At 63.2% G+C, this 19,327-nt stretch carries 19 protein-coding genes; 13 read left to right on the top strand and 6 right to left on the bottom strand.

Annotated elements, in window-relative coordinates:
* The first annotated feature begins 101 nt into the window (after positions 1-101).
* From QFZ91_RS35575 to QFZ91_RS35540, 8 genes are all read left to right on the top strand, one after another.
* On the top strand, positions 102-1,583 hold the full coding sequence (locus QFZ91_RS35575; RefSeq protein WP_429570116.1) for a DUF3300 domain-containing protein: 1,482 nt from the start codon (positions 102-104) through the stop codon (positions 1,581-1,583).
* Positions 1,584-1,592: 9 nt separating this feature from the next.
* A complete protein-coding gene (locus QFZ91_RS35570; RefSeq protein ID WP_429570115.1) occupies positions 1,593-2,552 on the top strand; it encodes a DUF2950 domain-containing protein in 960 nt (319 codons plus the stop codon).
* 82 nt (positions 2,553-2,634) lie between these two features.
* A complete protein-coding gene (locus QFZ91_RS35565) occupies positions 2,635-4,386 on the top strand; it encodes a SulP family inorganic anion transporter (RefSeq protein ID WP_429570114.1) in 1,752 nt (583 codons plus the stop codon).
* An 18-nt stretch (positions 4,387-4,404) separates the two neighbouring features.
* Entirely contained in the window at positions 4,405-4,833 is a 429-nt protein-coding gene (locus tag QFZ91_RS35560; protein ID WP_429570113.1) for an RT0821/Lpp0805 family surface protein, read from the top strand.
* Between the two features lie 87 nt (positions 4,834-4,920).
* The gene (locus QFZ91_RS35555) at positions 4,921-5,793 is read left to right on the top strand and encodes a VOC family protein (RefSeq protein ID WP_429570112.1); all 873 of its coding nucleotides are present in this window, start codon (positions 4,921-4,923) and stop codon (positions 5,791-5,793) included.
* 488 nt (positions 5,794-6,281) lie between these two features.
* Complete coding sequence (locus QFZ91_RS35550) at positions 6,282-8,015, top strand: pyrroloquinoline quinone-dependent dehydrogenase (protein WP_176379727.1); 1,734 nt, start codon at positions 6,282-6,284, stop codon at positions 8,013-8,015.
* Positions 8,012-8,632 (top strand): c-type cytochrome, encoded by a 621-nt coding sequence (locus QFZ91_RS35545; RefSeq protein WP_429570111.1) that lies wholly within the window; start codon positions 8,012-8,014, stop codon positions 8,630-8,632. Before QFZ91_RS35550 ends, QFZ91_RS35545 begins: the two co-directional genes overlap by 4 nt.
* Before the next feature lie 14 nt (positions 8,633-8,646).
* On the top strand, positions 8,647-9,309 hold the full coding sequence (locus QFZ91_RS35540; RefSeq protein ID WP_176120541.1) for an ankyrin repeat domain-containing protein: 663 nt from the start codon (positions 8,647-8,649) through the stop codon (positions 9,307-9,309).
* 9 nt (positions 9,310-9,318) lie between these two features.
* Here QFZ91_RS35540 and gph read toward each other — a convergent pair whose 3' ends face one another.
* From gph to QFZ91_RS35515, 5 genes are all read right to left on the bottom strand, one after another.
* On the bottom strand, positions 9,319-10,011 hold the full coding sequence (gph, locus tag QFZ91_RS35535) for a phosphoglycolate phosphatase (protein ID WP_429570110.1): 693 nt from the start codon (positions 10,009-10,011) through the stop codon (positions 9,319-9,321).
* Entirely contained in the window at positions 10,002-10,829 is an 828-nt protein-coding gene (locus QFZ91_RS35530) for an HAD family hydrolase (RefSeq protein WP_429570109.1), read from the bottom strand. The genes gph and QFZ91_RS35530 overlap by 10 nt, the downstream gene beginning before the upstream one ends.
* Positions 10,830-10,977: 148 nt before the next feature.
* Positions 10,978-11,400, bottom strand: coding sequence for an ExbD/TolR family protein (locus tag QFZ91_RS35525; RefSeq protein ID WP_176107445.1), 423 nt, complete (start codon positions 11,398-11,400; stop codon positions 10,978-10,980).
* A complete protein-coding gene (locus QFZ91_RS35520) occupies positions 11,391-12,161 on the bottom strand; it encodes a MotA/TolQ/ExbB proton channel family protein (protein WP_429570108.1) in 771 nt (256 codons plus the stop codon). The genes QFZ91_RS35525 and QFZ91_RS35520 overlap by 10 nt, the downstream gene beginning before the upstream one ends.
* A gap of 67 nt (positions 12,162-12,228) precedes the next feature.
* Entirely contained in the window at positions 12,229-13,020 is a 792-nt protein-coding gene (locus QFZ91_RS35515; protein ID WP_246392001.1) for a TonB family protein, read from the bottom strand.
* 179 nt (positions 13,021-13,199) lie between these two features.
* Here QFZ91_RS35515 and QFZ91_RS35510 point away from each other — a divergent pair, with 179 nt between their 5' ends.
* The 5 genes from QFZ91_RS35510 (at position 13,200) to QFZ91_RS35490 (ending at position 16,734) form a co-directional block, all read left to right on the top strand.
* Positions 13,200-14,327 (top strand): beta-propeller fold lactonase family protein, encoded by a 1,128-nt coding sequence (locus tag QFZ91_RS35510; RefSeq protein ID WP_429570107.1) that lies wholly within the window; start codon positions 13,200-13,202, stop codon positions 14,325-14,327.
* Positions 14,328-14,684: 357 nt separating this feature from the next.
* Entirely contained in the window at positions 14,685-15,116 is a 432-nt protein-coding gene (locus QFZ91_RS35505) for a hypothetical protein (protein ID WP_176379722.1), read from the top strand.
* 39 nt (positions 15,117-15,155) lie between these two features.
* Complete coding sequence (locus QFZ91_RS35500; RefSeq protein WP_429570106.1) at positions 15,156-15,719, top strand: lysozyme; 564 nt, start codon at positions 15,156-15,158, stop codon at positions 15,717-15,719.
* A complete protein-coding gene (locus tag QFZ91_RS35495; RefSeq protein ID WP_429570105.1) occupies positions 15,703-16,203 on the top strand; it encodes a lysozyme inhibitor LprI family protein in 501 nt (166 codons plus the stop codon). Before QFZ91_RS35500 ends, QFZ91_RS35495 begins: the two co-directional genes overlap by 17 nt.
* Before the next feature lie 60 nt (positions 16,204-16,263).
* Positions 16,264-16,734 carry a lysozyme inhibitor LprI family protein gene (locus QFZ91_RS35490; RefSeq protein WP_429570104.1) on the top strand — a complete coding sequence of 157 codons (471 nt, stop codon included), beginning with the start codon at positions 16,264-16,266 and terminating at the stop codon, positions 16,732-16,734.
* A gap of 204 nt (positions 16,735-16,938) precedes the next feature.
* On the opposite strand, the gene QFZ91_RS35485 is transcribed toward QFZ91_RS35490, so the two are convergent.
* A complete protein-coding gene (locus QFZ91_RS35485) occupies positions 16,939-19,323 on the bottom strand; it encodes a TonB-dependent receptor (RefSeq protein WP_429570103.1) in 2,385 nt (794 codons plus the stop codon).
* Between the last annotated feature and the right edge of the window lie 4 nt (positions 19,324-19,327).

Below are 19,327 nucleotides of genomic sequence, written 5' to 3'. Positions count from 1 at the left end.
TTTCCATTGCTTCGGAGAACTGTCTGTCGAAGATTATGGCCGTGGACTGCCGCGTAGCGATGCAGCCCGAGGCCGCTGACGAAGCGCAAGGGGAAGCATCGATGGACCGCGATTCGCGTGCGCGTGCACGCACCATCCCGTTTGCAACGGCGCTCGACGACGAGCCGAGGCGCGCGCGACGCGTCATCCATGTGCTGGGCGCCGCGCTTCTGGCGTGCTGCGGCGCGTTCTCCACTACGGTGTCGCTGGCGCAGGCGCCGGCCGCGAACGCCCCCGCGAACGCGGTAAACGCGCCCATTCCCGCGGCGACACTCGACAAGCTCGTCGGACCGATCGCGCTGTATCCGGACGATCTGATCGCGATCATCCTGCCTGCATCCACCTATCCGGTGGAAATCGTGCAGGCCGACCGGTTTCTCGACCAGTACAAGAACAACAAGTCGCTGAAGCTCAACGACGCGTGGCACGATCCGGTGAAGGCGCTGCTGAATTACCCCGACATCGTCAAGAACATGAGCACCGATCTCGACTGGACGATCGATCTCGGCGAAGCCGTCGTGGCCGATCAGGGCTCGGTGCTCGAAGCGATTCAGCGCTTCCGGCGGCAAACGCAGTCGGCGGGGCATCTGAAATCCGACGACAAGCAGGTCGTGGTCGTCGAGAAGGAAGTGATCAAGATCCAGCCGGCCGATCCGCAGGTGATATACGTGCCGCAGTACAACCCGCAGACCGTCGTGGTGGCCAGTGCACCCGTGACCTACGCGTATGCGCCCACGCCATATCCGGCCTACTACTATCCGTACGCGCCCGGCGCCGCGCTCGCGACGGGGCTGATCTGGGGCGCGGCGATTACCGCCGCCTGGAACGGCGGGCACTATGAAGCGCATTACGGGGGCGGCGGCAACAACAACATCAACATCAACCGCGAAAGAAACGTCGAGCGCGGCGATAGAACCGTTAACCGGGGCGATAGGAACGTCGAGCGCGGCAATATCAACAGCGGCAATGTCAACACGGGCGACATCAACCGCGGCGGTGGTCGCGGGCAGGGAGGCGGTACCTCCGCGTGGACCCCGGACAAGAAGCCGGGTCAGGTCAGCGGTATCTCCGATCGTTCGGCGCGCACGCAGCGGGTCGGCGATCCGCCGTCGCGCGGCGGCGGCGCGGGTGCGGGTGCGGGCGGTGGGTTGGCAGGCGGCAACCGCGGCGGAGCGGGCGGCGTTGCCGGCGCGAACTTTGCGGGTGGCGGTGCTGGCGGTGCTGGCGGCGGTGCGGGCGCCAACTTCGCAGGTGGCGGCGCTGGCGCGCAAGGGCGGCCGCAGCCGTCCCAGCGTCCGACGGCGTCGACGGGCGCGCGCGGCGGCGATGCGTTCAGCGGCTACGGCTCGGCGCGCGACGCGCAGGCCAACAGCGCGCGCGGCGCGGCGAGCCGCCAGTCGGCGGCGCGTGGCGGCGGAGGCGGATACGCCGGTGGCGGTGGATTTGGCGGCGGTGGCGGCGGCGGATTTTCCGGCGGCGGGCGCGGGGGTGGCGGATTCACGCCGCGGGCCGGTGGTGGCGGCCGCGGCGGCGGACGGCGATAAGGAGCAGCCATGAGCGGGCAGAGCATCACCGGAAAGCGCGCACGCGACGTTTCGCGGCGACGCGTGACCTCATCGCGGCGGCTGTGCGCGATGGTGCTCGCGCTGTCGGCTCCGTTGGCGGCGTTCGCCGCAGGGCAGCGCACTTTCGCCACCCCGGAAGACGCGGTCGCCGCGCTGTCCAGCGCGCTCAAGACCGACGACGAAGCGTCGCTCGTCGCGATCTTCGGCGAAGCGCACAAGAGCCTCGTGGTGTCGCCGGATCAGGCGGAGAACGAGGCGAATTGGGCCAAGGCGAGCAAGGAGCTCGACGCCTATCACGTGCTCGACGACAGGGGACCGAACAAACGGATTCTGCTGGTCGGCGACGAGGCGTGGCCGATGCCGATACCGATCGTCAAGGATGCCGGCGGCTGGCGCTTCGCCACCGAAGAGGGCGAAGAAGAACTGATCAATCGACGGATCGGCTCCAACGAACTCGAAGCGATCCGGGTGCTGGAGGCTTATCTCGACGCGCAGCGCCAATATGCGTCGCGCGACCGGAACCACGACGGCCTGCACGAATACGCGCAGAAACTGGCCAGCACGCCGGGCAAGCAGGACGGTCTCTACTGGCATACCGACGAAAACAGCGACGAAGAGGAAAGTCCGTTCGGCCCGCTCGTCGCGGCCAGCTCCGAATATCTGAAAGGCCACGCGGCGGGCGATCCTTACCGGGGCTACCACTTCCGCATTCTGACGCGGCAAGGCAAGAACGCGCCGGGCGGCGCGTTCAGCTACGTGATCAACGGCCACATGATCGCGGGGTTCGCGATGGTCGCTTATCCGGCGCAGTACGGCAAGAGCGGCGTGATGACCTTCGTGGTCAGCAACAACGGCGTGATCTACCAGAAAGACCTTGGCCCGCATGCGCCGCCGGTGACCGAATTCAACCCGGATCACACGTGGCAGCGCGTCAAGGATTCGCTTTGAGCCGCCCGGGGTCGGAAGTGGCCATGCCCACGCCGCGCGCCCGTGCTTCCGTCGGCACCGCTTTCGTGCTCGAGGCGCTACGTTGAACCACCCACCTGGCGTCACCGGCCTCGCGTCAGCCACGCCACCCGCGCGCGGGTGGCGCTGCGCGTTTCCGCCCGCGCAATGGCTGCGAAGCTATCAGCCGCGCTGGCTCGCGAAAGACGCGGTCGCCGGTGTGACGCTCGCGGCCTATGGGATTCCGGTATCGCTCGCGTATGCGTCGCTCGCCGGCGTGCCGCCGCAATACGGCATCTACGGCTATCTGGTCGGCGGCCTCTGTTACGCGCTGTTCGGTTCGTCGCGCCAGCTCGCGGTCGGCCCGACCTCGGCGATCTCGATGCTGGTCGGCGTGACGGTTGCGACGATGGCCGACGGTGATCCGGCGCGCTGGGCTTCGATCGCCGCGCTCACGTCGGTGCTGATTGCCTGCATGTGCGTGATCGGCTGGCTGCTGCGCCTAAGTTCGCTCGTCAGCTTCATCAGCGAGACGATTCTGCTCGGCTTCAAGGCGGGCGCCGCGCTGACGATCGCGATGACCCAGTTGCCGAAGCTGTTCGGCGTGAAAGGCGGCGGCGAATTTTTCTTCGAACGGATCGCCGTGCTGTGGGGGCAGCTTCCGCTGACCAATGTCAGCGTGTTCGCCTTCGGCCTCGTTTGCATCGCGTTGCTGCTGCTCGGCGAAAAGCTTCTGCCGGGGCGTCCGGTGGCGCTCGCCGTGGTCGCTGCGTCGATCGTCGCGCTGTCCGTCACGTCGCTGGCCAGCCGCGGCTTTACGCTGGTGGGTGCGCTGCCTCAGGGCTTGCCTGAATTCCGTCTGCCGGGGCTGCGGGTAAGCGATGTCGATGGCATCATCCCGCTCGCGTTCGCGTGCCTGTTGCTCGCCTATGTCGAGAGCGTGTCGGCCGCGCGCGCGCTCGCGCAGGCACATGGTGACGAGATCGACGCCCGCCAGGAATTGCTCGGTCTCGGCGCGGCCAATCTTGCCGCGGGATTGTTCCAGGCGTTTCCGGTCGCGGGAGGGCTGTCGCAATCGTCGGTCAACGACAAGGCCGGCGCGAAAAGCCCGCTGGCGCTGGTCTTCGCGTCGCTGGCGATCGGCTTCTGTCTGATGTTCCTCACCGGACTGCTCGCGAATCTGCCCAACGTCGTGCTGGCGGCGATCGTGCTCCTGGCCGTGAAAGGCCTCGTCGATGTCCGCGAATTGCGTCATGTGTGGCGCGTGAGCCGCTTCGAATTCGCGATTTCGATGGTGGCGTTCGCGGCGGTGCTGCTGTTGGGCATCCTGAAGGGCGTGATCGTCGCGGTGCTGGTGTCGATGCTGCTGATCATCCGCCGCGCCGCGCATCCGCATGTCGCGATGCTCGGGCGTATTCCCGGCACGCGCTATTTCTCCGATCTCGAACGTCATGCCGAGAACGAGACGATTGCGCATGTGCTGGCGGTGCGGGTCGAGGCGTCGCTGCTGTACTTCAACGTCGAGCACGTACGCGAGACGATCTGGCGCATGATCCGCGCCGCGCCCGAGCCGGTGCGGCTCGTGATCTGCGATCTGTCGGCGTCGCCGGTCGTCGATCTGGCGGGCGCGCGCATGCTCAAGGCGATGCACGTCGCGCTGCAGGCGGTGGGCACCGGGATGAAGGTCGTCGGCGCTCACGCGGACGTGCGCGACCTGCTGCGCGCCGAGGGGCTCGAGGTTCGTGTCGGCCACATCAGCCGACGCGGCTCGGTGGCCGACCTCATCGACGCATTCCAGCAAAACGGCGATCTCGCGGACGAAGCGGGTCGCGGATGATCTCGAGGAGAAAACCAGATGTCACGTCAATTGCTTCCCGGCGTGCGCGCGCTCACACACGACGCCGTGCACTCCCTCACGATCACGCAGTGGTTGGCGGCAGCGGCGCTGCTCGCCAGCCCCGTCTTGTGCCATGCAGCGAACCTGAACTTTCTGAAAGACACGCCCGTCACCTACATGCACGAAGCCGACCGTAAAGCGCTCAACGATGCGGCGCAAAAGGCGCTCGATACGAAAAAGGATGGCGAATCGTACGAGTGGAGCAATGCGGGCACCGGCAATTCCGTTTCGATCAAGGGCACGGTGACGCCGCAGGATACGACGAAGGACGGCGATCGAACCTGCCGGACCGCGACGCTGACCGCGGTTGCGAAAGGACAGACGCAAACCTGGACGCCGATCGTCTGCAAAACCGGCGATGGACCGTGGAAGGTACTGAAGAGATAAGCGGCTGCGCGTCGCTCGATACGAACCATTTGCGCTGTTGATGCATAATTTGCCCAGCGTTTCGCGGCTCATGCACAAGGCAGACACATGGAACACTCTTACGCTAACGACGATACCGGCAATCTGATCCTGCTCGAACACGTCAACCTGAAAATCCCCAACCAGATTCTCGCGACCGCCTTCTACGTCACCGGCCTCGGGCTCACGCGCGATCCGTTCGTGATGACCGGGGTCGAGAATATGTGGATCAACATCGGCCGCTCGCAGATTCACTTGCCGCACGGGGCGGCGCAACGTTTGCGCGGCAGTGTCGGTCTCGTGGTGGGCGAACTCGACGCGCTGGTGAAGCGTTTGCGCTCGGTCGAGCCGCTGCTCGCCGGCACCGGGTTCGGCTGGACGGAGCGCGCAGGCAGTGTCGAAGTGACGTGTCCCTGGGGCAACCGCTACGAGTGCCTCGATCCCGTCGATCGATCCGCGTCGGCTCCGTGGTCGCAAATCGATCTGGGCATCGCGTTCGTGAAGATGGATGTGCCGGTCGGCAGCGCGCTGCCTATCGCACGCTTTTACCGCGATATGTTCGATGCGCCCGTCGACATCGAAGAGAAGCATGGCTTGCACCGCGCGATCATCGACATCGGCACGCATCAGCAACTGCTGTATGCGGAGACAACCGAGCCCGTTCCTGAATACGACGGACACCACATCGCGATTTACACGGCGGCTTTTTCGGAGCCGTTCAGGCGGCTCGCCGAAAAAGGCCTCGTATATGGAGAGGAGCCGCATCAATACCGGTTTGCCGACCTCGTCGATCTGGCGTCCGGGGAGCGTTGCTTCAGGCTCGAGCACGAAGTGCGCAGCCTGCATCACCCGCTTTACGCGCGACCTCTGGTAAACCGCAATCCGGAACAGAGCAACCGAAACTATCTGCCGGGTGCCGATTGGCGCGGCGGGCGGTTCTGATCCGGCTCAATGCGCGGTCTATTCAGTGGTAAAACTCATGAGCGTATTCGACGAAGACAAGATCGACTGCCATTGCCACGTGTTCGATCCGACTGCGGCGGCAGATCCAGTGGGAAACGCCACGCCGGCTGTTCGGTTTCGACGCGTAGTCCACTCGTCGCAACGTAGGTGAAAACGATGACCAGCGCGGCAGTGACTGGGGACAACGATGCGCGCCGATCGCTTGCTACTCGTTAACGCTTTACTCTAGAAAATCCACAACACATCGCCTACCCTTAATCGAGCCGGTTTGCCGCGGACCCGTGCATCACTTCTCCCCCTCTGCGAAGCCGACCCGTCCTGACAGAGCTAAACAACGATTCGAAGCCGTACGCTTTTGTTGTCTGCGAGGGTTGCGCCACCGTGTTCTTTCACGCTGTCGTCCGCGTGGATCCATGTCGCACTCCTGCCCTGCAATTCATAGGAATATAAAAAGCTAGGAGACGCTCATGCCATTCAACCGTATTCAGGGAATTGTCGGCCTGCCACTGCTCGCCATCGCGTTCGGCTTGCCCGCGGCTCATGCCGCCGACGAAGTACAGAACAGCACGACCACCACCGCCGCGCCGGTGCCATCGACGCTTCAGCCCGTCACCCAGGATCAGCTCGATCGCGCCGGCAGCATGACGGCGGTCTGGCTGCATTCGAACGGCTCGTATGCGCAGACGCGCTATTACCCGGGCTCGCAGATCAACAGGACGAACGTCGCGAAGCTCAAACCGGTGTTCATCTTCCAGACGGCTGTCAACGAATCGATGGAAACGGCGCCGATCGTGAAGGATGGCGTGATGTTCCTGACCACGTCGTTCAATCATGTGTACGCGATCGATGCGAAGACGGGCAAGGAGTACTGGCATTACAAGCACAAGATGGGTCCGGTCACGACGTTCTGTTGCGGACCCAACAACCGGGGCGTAGCGATTTCGGGTGACCGGCTCTATATGGGCACGCTCGACTCCAAGCTCGTCGCGCTCGACGCCAAAACCGGCAACGTGCTGTGGCAAACCCAGATCGCCGATCCCGACCAGGGCTACTCGGAAACGATGGCACCGGCGGTCGTCGACGGCAAGGTGCTGATCGGCACGAACGGCGGCGAGTACGGCATTCGCGGCTTCGTGAAGGCGTACGACGCGAATTCCGGCCAGTTGCTGTGGACTTTCTACACGATTCCCGAAACCGGCCAGGAAGGCGTGTGGGCGACCAAAGACGCGACCGGCCGCGACGAGAAGCGCGACATCGACGCAGAGAAGAAGCAGCTGGCCGACAAGGGCGGCGACTTCTACAAGACGCTCGGCGGCGGCGTGTGGATGACGCCGGCGATCGACCGGAAAACGAACACGGTGTACTTCATGGTCGGCAATCCGTCGCCGGACCTGTATGGCGCGATCCGGCCGGGAGACAACCTCTATACGGACTCGCTCGTCGCGATCGATCTCGACACCGGCAAGTACAAATGGCACTACCAGTACGTGCCGCACGACGTCTGGGACCTCGACGCGGTGAGCCCGCCGGTGCTGATCGACGTGCGCGACAACGACGGCAAGATGATCCCCGGCATCGTGCATGCGGGCAAGACCGGTCACGTGTACGTGCATGATCGTGCGACCGGCCGTCTGATCCGCTTCTCGCAGGCGATGATTCCGCAGGAAAACATGTGGACGCTGCCGACCGCGGCCGGCGCGCGCATGTTGCCGGGCGCGAACGGCGGCGTCGAATGGTCGCCGATCGCGTTCGATCCGCAGACGCGTCTCGTCTACGCGGCCAACCTGCATCAGCCGATGACGTACCAGGTCGAGGACGCCGCCTATCCGGGCGGCAGCAAGCTGTGGCTCGGCGGCGCGTTCAAGGTGATCCCGTCCGAGGCGCAATGGGGCCAGCTGTCGGCCGTCAACGTCGACACCGGCAAGATCGCGTGGGACTACAAGACCGACCAGCCGCTGATCGGCGGCGTACTCGCGACGGCGGGCGGCCTCGTGTTCAACGGCGAGGGCAACGGCCTGTTCCGCGCGTTCGATGCCGCGAACGGCAAGAAGCTGTGGGAGTTCCAGTGCGGCGCGGGCGTCAACGCGCCGGCCGTGTCGTACACGCTCGACGGCAAGCAATACGTGGCGGTCGCGGCGGGCGGCAATACGCAGCTCGACTACAAGCGCGGCAATAGCGTCATCGTGTTCGCGGTGCCATGAGGGGGCCGGCGCCGCGGGGAGCGCCGGGTGGGGCGCGCGCTGCATGGGTGGCGCTGCTGTGCGGCGGATTGATCGCCGCCTGGCTGCCGTCGGGCGCGCGTGCCGACGCCGAGGCGGGCAAGGCGAAAGCGCAGGTGTGCGTGGCCTGTCACGGACCGATGGGCAATTCGACCAATCCGGACTATCCGATTCTGGCCGGCCAAACCGCGCGCTATATATATCTGGAACTGAAGGACTTCAAGCAGGGACGGCGCAGCGATCCGCGCATGTCGCCGATGGCGGCGAACCTGTCGGCCGAGGACATGCAGGACCTCGCCGACTACTTCGCCGCGCAGAAGCCCATATCGGTGCAGTTCAAAGCGGATGGCGCCAGCATAGAAGCGGGCAGCAGGAAGGCCGCCGAGGTGCTGTGCACGATGTGCCACCTGGGCGGCTTTTCCGGGCAGAACGAGATTCCGCGCGTCGCGGGCCAGCATTATCAGTACATCGTCAAGGAGTTGCAGGACTTTCGCTCGCACACGCGCACCAACGATGCGGGCAACATGACCAGCGTGACGCGTAATCTGACCGACGACGACATCCATCATCTGGCCGCCTATATCAACAATCTGCAGTAGCGGGGGAAGACACGATGACAGACATGATCACTCGGCCACTTGTGGCCGCCGTTCTGCTCGCCGCCGCGTTCGGCGCTTGCGTGCCGGCGCTCGCACAGGACCAGGGGGAAATCAACCGCCAACTGCTCGCGGCCGCGAAGGACGACGATCAGCAGTCGGTCGTCGCGGCGCTGCAGCGCGGCGCCTCGGTCGATGCGATGAACCGGATCGGCGACACCGCGCTCGTCACCGCGTGCAAGAAGGGCGATACGGCGATGGCGCGCACGCTGATCGAGCGCGGCGCGAACGTCCAGCATGCGAACGCGCCGGGCGATACACCGCTGATGGCCGCCGCCTACGGCGGCTTCGACGAGATCGTCGCGCTGCTGCTCGCGCATGGCGCCGATCCGCTCGCGACCGATCGCGTCGGCAAGACCGCGATGGAATACGCGGCGGGCGAGGGGCACACGAAGGTCGTCGGTCAATTGCTCGATGCCGGCGTCGACGTGAACCGGACCTACAAGAACGATCTGACCGCGCTGATGTGGGCGGCCGGCTACGATCGCGCGGAGACTGCCCAGCTGTTGCTCGCGCGCGGCGCGAACCGGTCGTTGAAGGACAACCGGGGAATGACGGCGAAAGACATCGCGGTACAGACGAAGTCGGCGCGGGTCGCGGGGTTGTTGTCGGCGAGTTAGCGGCTGGAATCAAGCGCGCAATGCCGGCCGCGCTTGCGCCAGAATCGCCGGCAACGCCTCGAACGAATCGATCAGCGCGTCGCCGCGCGGCATGTCGGCGCCGCTCGCGCTGCCATAGCCATAGCTGACGATGAAGACCGGCAGACCGGCCGCGCGCGCCGCCGCGACATCGACCGATGAATCGCCGATCAGCACACAACGTTCGGGCTCGGCGTCGAGCAGCCGGCACGCGTGCCAAAGCGGTTCGGGCGACGGCTTCATGCGCGCCACGGTGTCGCCCGCGACCAGCCCGTCCAGATGAGCGGCGAGCCCCGTTTTGTCGAGCAGCGCCGCCGCCAGCGCCTGCGGCTTGTTGGTCACGCACGCGCAGCGGTACCCGTGCTGCCGCAACGCGTGCAGCCCGGCCATCACGCCGGGATATACCCGACCCAGCTCCGCGTTGGTCACCGCGTAATGCCGCTCGAATACGTGCTGCGCGTGCTCCAGTTCGACATGCTGGCCGAGGCCCGCCGCGTTCAGCGAGCGTTGCACGAGCTTGCGCACGCCGTTGCCGATGAAGCCGGTCACCATGCCTGAAGGCAGCGGCTCGGCGCCGAAGTCTTTCAGCATCAGGCCGGTGGCCGCGACGATGTCCGGCGCGGTATCGACCATCGTGCCATCCAGATCGATCAGGACACCGTGGTAGCCGCGGTTCATCGCCATGACGCGCTCGCGTTCGCGTTCGCCTGGTCCGCGTTCAGTGCGCCGCGCGCGGCCGAATCGGGACGCCGCGTGGCGTCTTCATGCCAGCGACGCAGTGTCGCCAGATCCACCCAGCGATGCCATTCGCCGCGCACCATCGGAACGATCGGCGCATGCGGATCGCCGAGATGAGGCAACACGGCCAGCGCGCCATCGAAGTCCTCATGCGCGGTAAAAGTGCTCGGCGTGACGACGACCGGCACGCGCGCGGCGCGCGCCGCGAGCAACCCATTGCGCGAGTCCTCGAAGGCGAGGCAGGCTGCGGGCTGCAAGCCGAGCTGTTCGAGCACGTGTCGATAGACGTCGGGGGCGGGCTTTTTCGCCGGCGTGGTGCCGGCATCGCCGATCGCCGCGAAGCGATGGCGCCAACTGGCGCCGAAATGCGCGTGCAATAGCGCGTCGAGGTTGGCGGGCGTCGTGGTCGTCGCGATCGCCACGCGCAGGCCGGCCTCGTTCGCCTCGTCGATCAGACGCGCGATGCCGGGTCGCAGCGGCACGCCACGCTCGCGCACGCGCTCGGTGTAGTGGCGCGTCTTCAGTGCGTGCAGCGCGTCGACGGCCTCTCGCGCTCGCGGGCCCGCGGCTTCCTCGCACGCGACCGTGCGCCAGTAATGCAGCAGACGCTCCTTGCCGCCCGCCACTTTCAGCAGGCCCGCATAGAGCGCTTCGTCCCAGAACCAGTCGAGGCCCGCTTCCGCAAATGCGGCGTTGAACGCTTGCAGATGAGCGGTCTCGGTGTCGGCGAGCGTGCCGTCGACGTCGAAGATCAGGGCTTGCATCGTGCGGTCCTCGCGAGGGTGGGGTGCCGTTCAGACACGCACCACGATAGCCGAGCCATCCGCCGATTCAAATTCAGAGATTCTTTCGCCGTCGATAAGCATTGCATTAGGTGCCGACGAGCACGCCGCAACATGCGCGCCGCTTGCGTCATTTGCCCAGCTGCGGATCGGTCACGAAGCCCAGCTTCGTCAGCCCGCCGCTTTGCGCCGCCGACATCACGATCGCGACCCGCTCGTACGGCACCTTGCGATCGGCGCGCAAATGCAGCTCCGGCTGCGGCGTCGCGAGGGCGGCCTGCGCGATGCGCGCGCGCAAGCCGTCGTCGGTCACGGGCTGACCGTCCCATAGCACCGTTCCGTCCGCTTGCACCGCCACGTCCACATGCGCGGGCTTGACCGCTTCCGGCTGACTGCTCGCATGCGGCAGATCGATCCTGACCGCGTGCTGCAGCGCCGGAATGGTGACGAGAAAAATGATCAGCAGGACCAGCATCACATCGACGAGCGGCGTCATGTTGATCTCGTTCATCAGACCTTGATCGTCGTCGTCGGAGAAAGGGCTCATTGCCATTCGAGGTCTCCGTCGCGGGTTGCGTTCGTCGCGTTGGTGCCGCGCGGCACCACGCGCATCTGCGGCCCGGCGCTCGACGGCAATTGCGCACCCGTCACGAAGTACGCATGCAAGCCGTGCGCGAAGCGCTTCAGGCGCGCGACGATCGAGCGGTTCGCGCGCGTCAGGCCGTTGTAGCCAAGCACGGCCGGTATCGCGACGAAGAGCCCGAACGCCGTCATGATCAGCGACTCGCCGACCGGACCGGCGACATGATCGATAGAAGTCTGACCGGTCTCGCCGATCACGATCAGCGCATGGTAGATGCCCCATACGGTGCCGAACAGCCCGACGAAAGGCGCGGTGCTGCCGATCGAAGCAAGGATCGCGAGGCCGCTTTGCAGACGTGCGATCGTTTCGTCCATCGTGTCCTGCAGACGCCGGGTGATCCAGTCGGACACGTCGATGCGGTCGTGTAACTGCTGCTGCGTCTGCCGATGATGCGTCGCGGCTTCATGGCCCGCCAGCGCGAGCGCGAGCAGCGGGTTGTCGTGCGCGCTCGAATCCGGGTAGCCGAGGGCGTGCAGTCCGTCGTCGAAGCGGTCCGCGCTCCAGAAGCGCGCGTCGCTCTGGCTGGTCACGCGCCTGAGGCGGACCACCTGCCACAGCTTCACGATGATCACCGTCCACGACAGCACCGACATGATCGCGAGCACACACAGAATGCCGCGCGTGACGAAATCACCCGAATCCCAGACGTTTGCGAGTCCGTAATGTTGCATGGCGAGTTCCTTCGGTTGGTGTCGGTGGTCTGTTTGGCGGTTCGGTTACATCGGTTCGGTCACTCGGTCACTCGGTCAGTCCGAATACGAACGACTGCGAATACGCGGCGCGCACCGGCGTGCCGTTTTCGGTGTAGGGCTGGCAGGCACCCGCATGCACGGCGGCGAGCGCCGCGTCGTCGAGCCGAGCCGAGCCGCTGCTGGATTGCAATTGCGCTGTTTCGATATGCCCGCTCAGACCGACGACGAAGCGCACGATCGCCGTGCCATGCTCGCCGCGCCGCTTCGCGACGTCGGGATAGTCGGGCTTCGGAATCGAGCAGTCGACATGCGCCACGTTGCGCGGCTCGGTCGACGCGGGCACCGCCGGATGAGCGGCGGGAGCGGATGCGGCCGACGGCGCGGCGGCCGTTGGCGTGGCGGGCACGGCGGCCTGCGGCGCCGCCGATGGCGCGGCGGTTTGCGTGACGGGCTGCGTGGTGCTTTCGCGTGTCGGAGACGGTGTCGGCACAGGCTTTTCCACACTATGCGGCACCTGCGCGCGCGGCTGCGGCGCCGGTTTGGGGTGCACGGCGGGATGCGTGACGGCTGGCGTGGGTGCCGGCGGGACGACAGCGGCTGGCGGGGGCGGCGTGGGTGATGAAACAACCGGAGCGGGAGGCTCGGGGCTCAGCAGCAACGCGGTGATCGTGCGTGGCTCGACCGGACGCTCGACGATCCGGTTGCGTGCGCTCAATGCGATGGCAAGCAGCAGCAGGTGCGCGACGATCACGGCGCCCAGCACGATCGCCGCGCGACGGTAGCCGGCCGCGGGATTCGCGGAACTTGCTGGGTGCACCACGGCAACTTGCAGCATCATCGTCACCTCCGCGGTCATTGTCCTCCGTGGACCCCGCTTTTCAAACCCGCGACGGCCGGCGCGAAGCAATTCGGGAAAATCTCCCGCCGATCCGCGTTGTCAAACAATCACCCGGTGGGCTACCTTGAAACGATGACGCGAACCATCGCGGCGCCGCCATATCAACACGGAGTACAACGATGCTGGAGACACGGATTCCCCCCCGACCGCCACGCCGTTCCCTCGCGCTGGCTTGCGCGCTCGTGCTGGCCGCGAGCGCCGCGCATGCCACGGCCGCGCCGCTCGCCTACGTGACGAGCGAGAAGGCCGGCGTCGGCGTGATCGATCTCGACCAGATGACGCTTGCACAGACCTTTCCGGTCGGCGCGGACGGCCCGCGCGGCCTGAGCCTGAACGCCGACGGCACGCGTCTATTGGTCGCCAACAAGAACACCAACGATCTCGCGGTGATCGACACCGCCACCGGCAAGGTCGTCAAGCGCGTGAAGATCGGCAAAAACCCTGAATATGTGCGGGTGCGCAACGGCTACGCGTACGTGACCTACGAGCCCGGCGAGGACGGCGGGCCGCCGGGAGCGAAACCGGAAGGCAAACCCGACGCGAAAGGGGACAACAAGCCCGAAGCGAACGCGGGCGGCAAGCCCGGCGCGGACGACGACGACGCGAACAAGCCGCCCGCTGAAATCGCGATCATCGATATGAAGAACTGGCACGTGATCCGCTCGGTCACGAGCGGCCACGAAACCGAGGGCATCGAATTCTCGCGCGACGGTCAGATGATGCTGGTCACCAACGAAGGCGACGATACGGTGTCGGTCTATCACGCACGAACCGGCGCGCCGATCAGAACCGTGAAGCTCGCGGCGGGCGGCCGGCCGCGCGGCATCCGGCTGTCGCCCGATGGCAGACACTATGTGGTCACGCTGGAGTCGCTCAGCAAGCTCGTCGTGATCGACGCGCACACGTTCGAGGTGGTCAAGACCGTCGATACCAAACTTGGGCCCTATGGCGTCGCGTTCGGGCCGGACGGTCATCGGCTTTTCGTGGCTGCTGCGCGCGACAAGGTCGTGCAGGTGTTCGACGGCCACACCTTCGAACATGTCGCCGATGTGCCGGTCGGCCAGCGCTGCTGGCATTTCAGCTTTACGCCGGACGGCTCGAAGCTAATGGTCGCGTGCGGGCGCTCCGACGCGGTGTACGTGCTCGACGCGAAGAGCTATCAGCCGCTCAAGCGGATCGGCGAGCTGCCGCTCGCGTGGGGCATCGTCACTTATCCGCATAGCGACGGGTCGATCGAATCGCATTGAGCGAGATGCTGGCGAAGAGGCTGTTGCAGATCTTTTCGAGGTCTGTTGGCTTTGCGTTGCTGAGTTGGTATTGACTTCCTGTCTTGTACCGCTGTACGAGAACGGGCACAAATGAGCCGCCTGAGATGGGCGGCTTTTTTACGTCTGCCGGGCATGCTCAACAGCTCGGGGGCAAGTCTCCTGTCCTGCCTAAATCCCGATTCCGCACACGCAGAAATATGCAATAGAAACGAGTTATCCGAAACCAATAGCGTCAATTTTTGTAAAAACGGGCTTATCCCGAATTAAAGTCGTTGACCGTGGTCCGTTTCGATGGTTAATTCTCGTAGCAATGCCAGAAAACTCATGAGGAGTGCAATGGAGGAACAGATGCAGCAAAGCAGTGGGACGGATTGGACAGTCGAGGAAGAATGCGGAGTTTGCAGCATTATCTTTTCTATTTATTCCAAGTTCCCGCCGATGCCGTCCGCACAGGCCTTGAACATGGAAACCGGGGAGTTCTTTCCGTTTGAGAGGGTTCGTAAGCTGAAAAGCGGGTATGCCATGGCCGAAGCGCTGGGCGTTGCATGGGCGTGCAATTGTCGCAAACGATCAAAGAAGCGTTTCGATGAACAGTTCACGCTTCGGGACCCGAACGGGCGCGCGCTTTCCGATACTCTCTATACGGTGCGATTCCCATCGGGCGAGTTGAAGCATGGGGTCACCGATCACGCGGGACGTACACAGCGGCACAAGACAGACGGCGCGCAAGCGGTGCGAATCTATCTTGGACATCGCCAGTCAGCGTAACAATTTGTCTATCCAGGTAACTCATAAAACGGGGTAAAAATGACTCATCCGCTGCACGAATGCGTGACCAATGCAAACGCTAATTCAAACGTCAATGTTTATGTGACACGCTACTGCAAGCCTTGGAAGTTATCGGCCGGAGGTATTGAATTTCTGAAGGGTTGGGAGAAATTCAGTGCGGTCATATATGACAAGGATGGAAGCGGAAAAGGCAATGCGACTATCGGTTACGGTCATCTTGTTCATATGGGGCCGATATCAGGAGCAATATCTGAGAAGCATTTTTCAAATGGAATTGCGGAGGCAGATGCCGATAACATGCTCCGCGCTGATGTTGAAAAGGCTGAGCGAATTGTCAATAACTCGATCAAGGTCCCTTTACATCAGTACGAGTACGACGCCCTGGTGTGTTTTATATACAATCTACAAGGCCATGGCGCCAACCTCCTCGATTTCGTTAACACTGGTGATTATGACAAGGTCGGCGACAAGATGAGAACTTACAGCCATGACCATCAGGGTCGCTTAGTTAAGGGCTTGCTCAGGCGTCGTCACCGTGAGGCAGAAATGTTCGAGGCAGGGATCTATGACTCATCACACTAAACTTATCGCGGCGATTGCATTTTGGCCGATCTTCTCGATAGCGGCCACCGTTTATTCGGGGGGGTTCGATTACAAGCAGATCCAATCATCGGCGACGTATTTCTCCGGCCACTCGGAAAAGGAAATTGATCATTTGTGCAAGAGCGGAGAGCATGCGACGAATGATGATCTAGCTCAATGCCAACACCGGGAATTTGAGCGTGCAAAGGTGCGGCTGGATGACAAGCTTAAAGCTGTTACGGCGCGATTTGAGCGGGGAGATAATTTTTTAAAAACCTATGATGAGAAACCATTGGCGATGCCATATTTCGTTTCGGCGCAAGTTTCCTGGATGAAGTTTCGTGACAGTCAATGTTATGCCGAAACATATATGATGGGCGAGGCGGCAGAGCGCGATATATATTTTTGGGGATGTATGACTGACATTACGCAAACACGCGTAAACGAGTTGGCTAAATTGCTCAAGGATTGGAGTGTTCGCTAAAAAGCAGTTCCGTTTCGGCGAAGCTATTTGAAACGGGAATTTATGATGCGCAGCACTAGTATGTTTTTTCTGCTGCTTTGTATGTCGCAGGCGACCTATTGTTCACAGTCCATCTATGGATCGCAGTTCGATTATAAAAAAGCGAAACCCACGAGCGACTATTTTTACGGGAAAAGTCGTAAAGAAATAGAATTATATTGCAAGCGGGAAATGCTCGGAACGTCAGATTTATCTGCCTGCGCTCAGTTTCGGTACGAGCGCATTATGGATGCATTTGACAAGAGGGTGTCTGAAGTCGAAAAAATTCTTGAAGAAGATGACAACGCGAATGGTGCATATGGGCAACCCGCAGCATTACCGTATTTCAAAAAGGCACAGGCGAACTGGCTGCTTTATAGAGAAAACGACTGCTATTCGAACGTTTATTCCGTGGGTCAGGCATCGTTACGATTTGTAGACTTTTGGGATTGCATGACTGGAATCACAAAACACCGGCTCGATGAATTGACCAAACCCAACTCAGATGATTGAGCGTTGACATGCTCCGCGTGGGCGGCGTTTTGCCGAGATTTTTGTCAGTGGGCATACGCGGCATTGCCAGCACGACGTCACGGGGGCGCGTTGCCATTATTCAATTCGCAAGCAGCAAAACGAATTCCTACACGACCTCTGTTCGATCAAAACGGGGTGAACGTCATAACCACCACGACTGCGACTCCGCCACGCAATCCACCACTACTTCCACCCATATCTCATCCCCACCCAAAACCCCCTCGGCGCCCCCGGCCCGACGAACTGCTCGTTGACCGGATTCACGCCGTTGAACGTATTCCCCGGCCCGGTAAAGAAGTTCGCCCCCAGCGCGCCGAAGCTCGCATAGCGTTTATCGAGCAGGTTCGACACCGATGCGAACACCTGCAACTGTTTCGTCACCTGATACGAGGTGTCCATATCGATCAGCAGATAGCCGGAGATCTTGCCGTTCACGTCCTGATTGTTCTCGTCGCCCTGCGCGTAGATGCTGCCGCGCCACGTCAGGTTCGTGCCGATTCGCCATTTCGAGGTGGCCGCGTAATCGAGCCGTAGTTTGACGGTCGTCGCCGGAATGCTCGGGATGTGGTCGCCGGGATGCACGGTGATGTTGCCGTTCGCGTCGGCGCTCGAATTGCTGCGGCTGCTTTCGACCCATGTCGACTGGTAGGTCGCGTTGACGTAGCTATAGCTGCCGGTCACCGTGAGCGGACCATATTTCGTCTGCCCTGCCAGTTCGACGCCTTGCCGGCGCGTGCGCCCGACGTTCTGGAAAAAACCCTGCGAACTGCCCGCACCGTTACTGCTGATGAACTGGATGTCGTTGTCGAGCGTCGTGCTGTAAGCGGCGGCGCTCCATGTCGTGTTGCCGCCGATCCTGCCGCGCGCCCCGACTTCATAGGTCTTCGAAATGACCGGCTGCAACGGCGGATCGGAGATGAAGTCGTTCGGCAGCGAACATGGCGCGTTCGGATCGGCGCAGGCCAGCTCGATCGCGGTCGGCGAGCGCATGCCCTCGTTGTAGGTCGCATAGGCGGTGAAGGCCGGCGTCGGATTCCAGTTGATGCCGACCGCCGGATTGAAGCGCGAGAACGTATGGTGGCCGTTGAGCTGCGGCTGCGTGCCGGATTCGTCGCCGATCGTCGCATCGGCCCAGTTGTAGCGGCCCGACAGCGTCAGCGACCACTGCGGCGTCAGCGACAGCGTGTCCGTCAGGTAGATGCCGTAGTTCGTGTTGTGCGTGTTCGCGTTGGTCTGCGGTTCGAAATTGCCGATGCCGACCGTCGCGCGCGAATCGGTGAACATCGCGTCCTGCGACGCCTGCGTGAAGTGCGAATTGGCGGCATCGACGGCCATGCCCGCGATGAACTGGTTCTTCATGCCGCCGAGTTTGTCGAGCAGCGTCAGTTGCAAGCTCGCGCCGTAGCTGTCGGTCGTCACGGTCGATTGCAGGTTGGTCGCCTGCAACGTATCGACAGCGCCGTCGTCCCCGATCTCGCCGAAGTTCTCGTTGACGTTACTGCTGGTGTTGGCATTGCGAAAGTGCCGGTAGTACGCGTTGCCGCTCAGCTCGACGTTGTCGTTGAAGTAATGATCGCCCGACAGCGTCAGGTAGCCGACGCTATTCTGATTCCGGTCGGGATACGTATACGGTTGCTTCGGGTTGTTGAGGAACGAGCGCGGAAGGGTTTGCACGCCGTGCAGATCGTTGTCCGCGCCACCGGCCGACAACGACAGCGTGGTGTCGGCGTCGGTATAGCGCAGCTTGCCGAACGCTTGGCGGATGCGGCTCTCGTTCTGCTCGGCCCAGCCGTTGTCGTTCGCGGCGTTGGCGGTGAAGTAGTAATCGAGGTTCTGGCCGATCGTGCCGCCCTGTTCGATCTGCGCGGCCTTGCGTCCCCACGAGCCGCCCTGTATTTCGGCCTCGCCGACCGGGTTGTCCCTGCCGTTTTTCGTCGTGATCGCCAGCGCGCCGCCGAGCGTGTTGAAGCCGAAGGTCGGATTGGAGCCGGGGATCAGCTGCATCGTGTCGATTGCCTGTTGCGGTATCAGGTCCCAGTTCACGACGTCGCCGAACGGCTCGTTCACGCGCACGCCGTCGACGAATACCGACAAGCCCTGCGGCGTGCCCAGCAGCGGTGACGCGGTGAAGCCGCGATAGAACAGGTTCATCTGATACGGATTGCCTTGAGCGTCGGAGATCGAGACGCTAGGCAGATTCGCCGCGAGGTAATCGGTAAGCGTCTGGCGTCCCTGCCGTTGAATATCGGCCGCATGGACCGTCTGCACGTTGGCCGGCACTTGCGTAAGCGGCGTGCCGATGCCGAGCAACGGCGTGGTGCCTACGACGACGATCGGTGCGAGGGTCGTGGTGGGTGTCGTGTTGTTGGCGTTGTCGTCGGCGGCCTTGGAAGGGGCAGCGGAAGACGCCGAAGCCGGCGCCGACGCCGACGCCGCGACCGGCGGCTCGGCTTGCCCCTGCGCCCATACGCCCGTGGACAAACCGGCGAGCGCGCCACCCACACAGAAGGTGATGCCGGCGCGCCGCTGAAGCCGGCGTTTGCGGCGTGCTTGAGATCGCATGCTCATCGTT

It is taken from the genome of Paraburkholderia sp. JPY419, assembly GCF_050435705.1.
In the GTDB taxonomy this organism is placed as follows: Bacteria; Pseudomonadota; Gammaproteobacteria; order Burkholderiales; family Burkholderiaceae; genus Paraburkholderia; species Paraburkholderia youngii.
This window is presented reverse-complemented; position numbering and strand designations above follow the sequence as displayed.

Excerpts from the sequence above, each read along its gene's own strand:
- QFZ91_RS35515 (WP_246392001.1), bottom strand. The coding sequence starts at position 13,020 with ATGATGCTGCAAGTTGCCGTGGTGCACCCAGCAAGTTCCGCGAATCCC.
- QFZ91_RS35575 (WP_429570116.1), top strand. The coding sequence starts at position 102 with ATGGACCGCGATTCGCGTGCGCGTGCACGCACCATCCCGTTTGCAACG.
- QFZ91_RS35550 (WP_176379727.1), top strand. The coding sequence starts at position 6,282 with ATGCCATTCAACCGTATTCAGGGAATTGTCGGCCTGCCACTGCTCGCC.
- gph (WP_429570110.1), bottom strand. The coding sequence starts at position 10,011 with ATGGCGATGAACCGCGGCTACCACGGTGTCCTGATCGATCTGGATGGC.
- QFZ91_RS35525 (WP_176107445.1), bottom strand. The coding sequence starts at position 11,400 with ATGGCAATGAGCCCTTTCTCCGACGACGACGATCAAGGTCTGATGAAC.
- QFZ91_RS35545 (WP_429570111.1), top strand. The coding sequence starts at position 8,012 with ATGAGGGGGCCGGCGCCGCGGGGAGCGCCGGGTGGGGCGCGCGCTGCA.
- QFZ91_RS35495 (WP_429570105.1), top strand. The coding sequence starts at position 15,703 with ATGACTCATCACACTAAACTTATCGCGGCGATTGCATTTTGGCCGATC.
- QFZ91_RS35500 (WP_429570106.1), top strand. The coding sequence starts at position 15,156 with ATGACTCATCCGCTGCACGAATGCGTGACCAATGCAAACGCTAATTCA.
- QFZ91_RS35530 (WP_429570109.1), bottom strand. The coding sequence starts at position 10,829 with ATGCAAGCCCTGATCTTCGACGTCGACGGCACGCTCGCCGACACCGAG.
- QFZ91_RS35505 (WP_176379722.1), top strand. The coding sequence starts at position 14,685 with ATGGAGGAACAGATGCAGCAAAGCAGTGGGACGGATTGGACAGTCGAG.
- QFZ91_RS35485 (WP_429570103.1), bottom strand. The coding sequence starts at position 19,323 with ATGAGCATGCGATCTCAAGCACGCCGCAAACGCCGGCTTCAGCGGCGC.
- QFZ91_RS35560 (WP_429570113.1), top strand. The coding sequence starts at position 4,405 with ATGTCACGTCAATTGCTTCCCGGCGTGCGCGCGCTCACACACGACGCC.
- QFZ91_RS35520 (WP_429570108.1), bottom strand. The coding sequence starts at position 12,161 with ATGCAACATTACGGACTCGCAAACGTCTGGGATTCGGGTGATTTCGTC.
- QFZ91_RS35570 (WP_429570115.1), top strand. The coding sequence starts at position 1,593 with ATGAGCGGGCAGAGCATCACCGGAAAGCGCGCACGCGACGTTTCGCGG.
- QFZ91_RS35490 (WP_429570104.1), top strand. The coding sequence starts at position 16,264 with ATGTTTTTTCTGCTGCTTTGTATGTCGCAGGCGACCTATTGTTCACAG.
- QFZ91_RS35540 (WP_176120541.1), top strand. The coding sequence starts at position 8,647 with ATGACAGACATGATCACTCGGCCACTTGTGGCCGCCGTTCTGCTCGCC.
- QFZ91_RS35555 (WP_429570112.1), top strand. The coding sequence starts at position 4,921 with ATGGAACACTCTTACGCTAACGACGATACCGGCAATCTGATCCTGCTC.
- QFZ91_RS35510 (WP_429570107.1), top strand. The coding sequence starts at position 13,200 with ATGCTGGAGACACGGATTCCCCCCCGACCGCCACGCCGTTCCCTCGCG.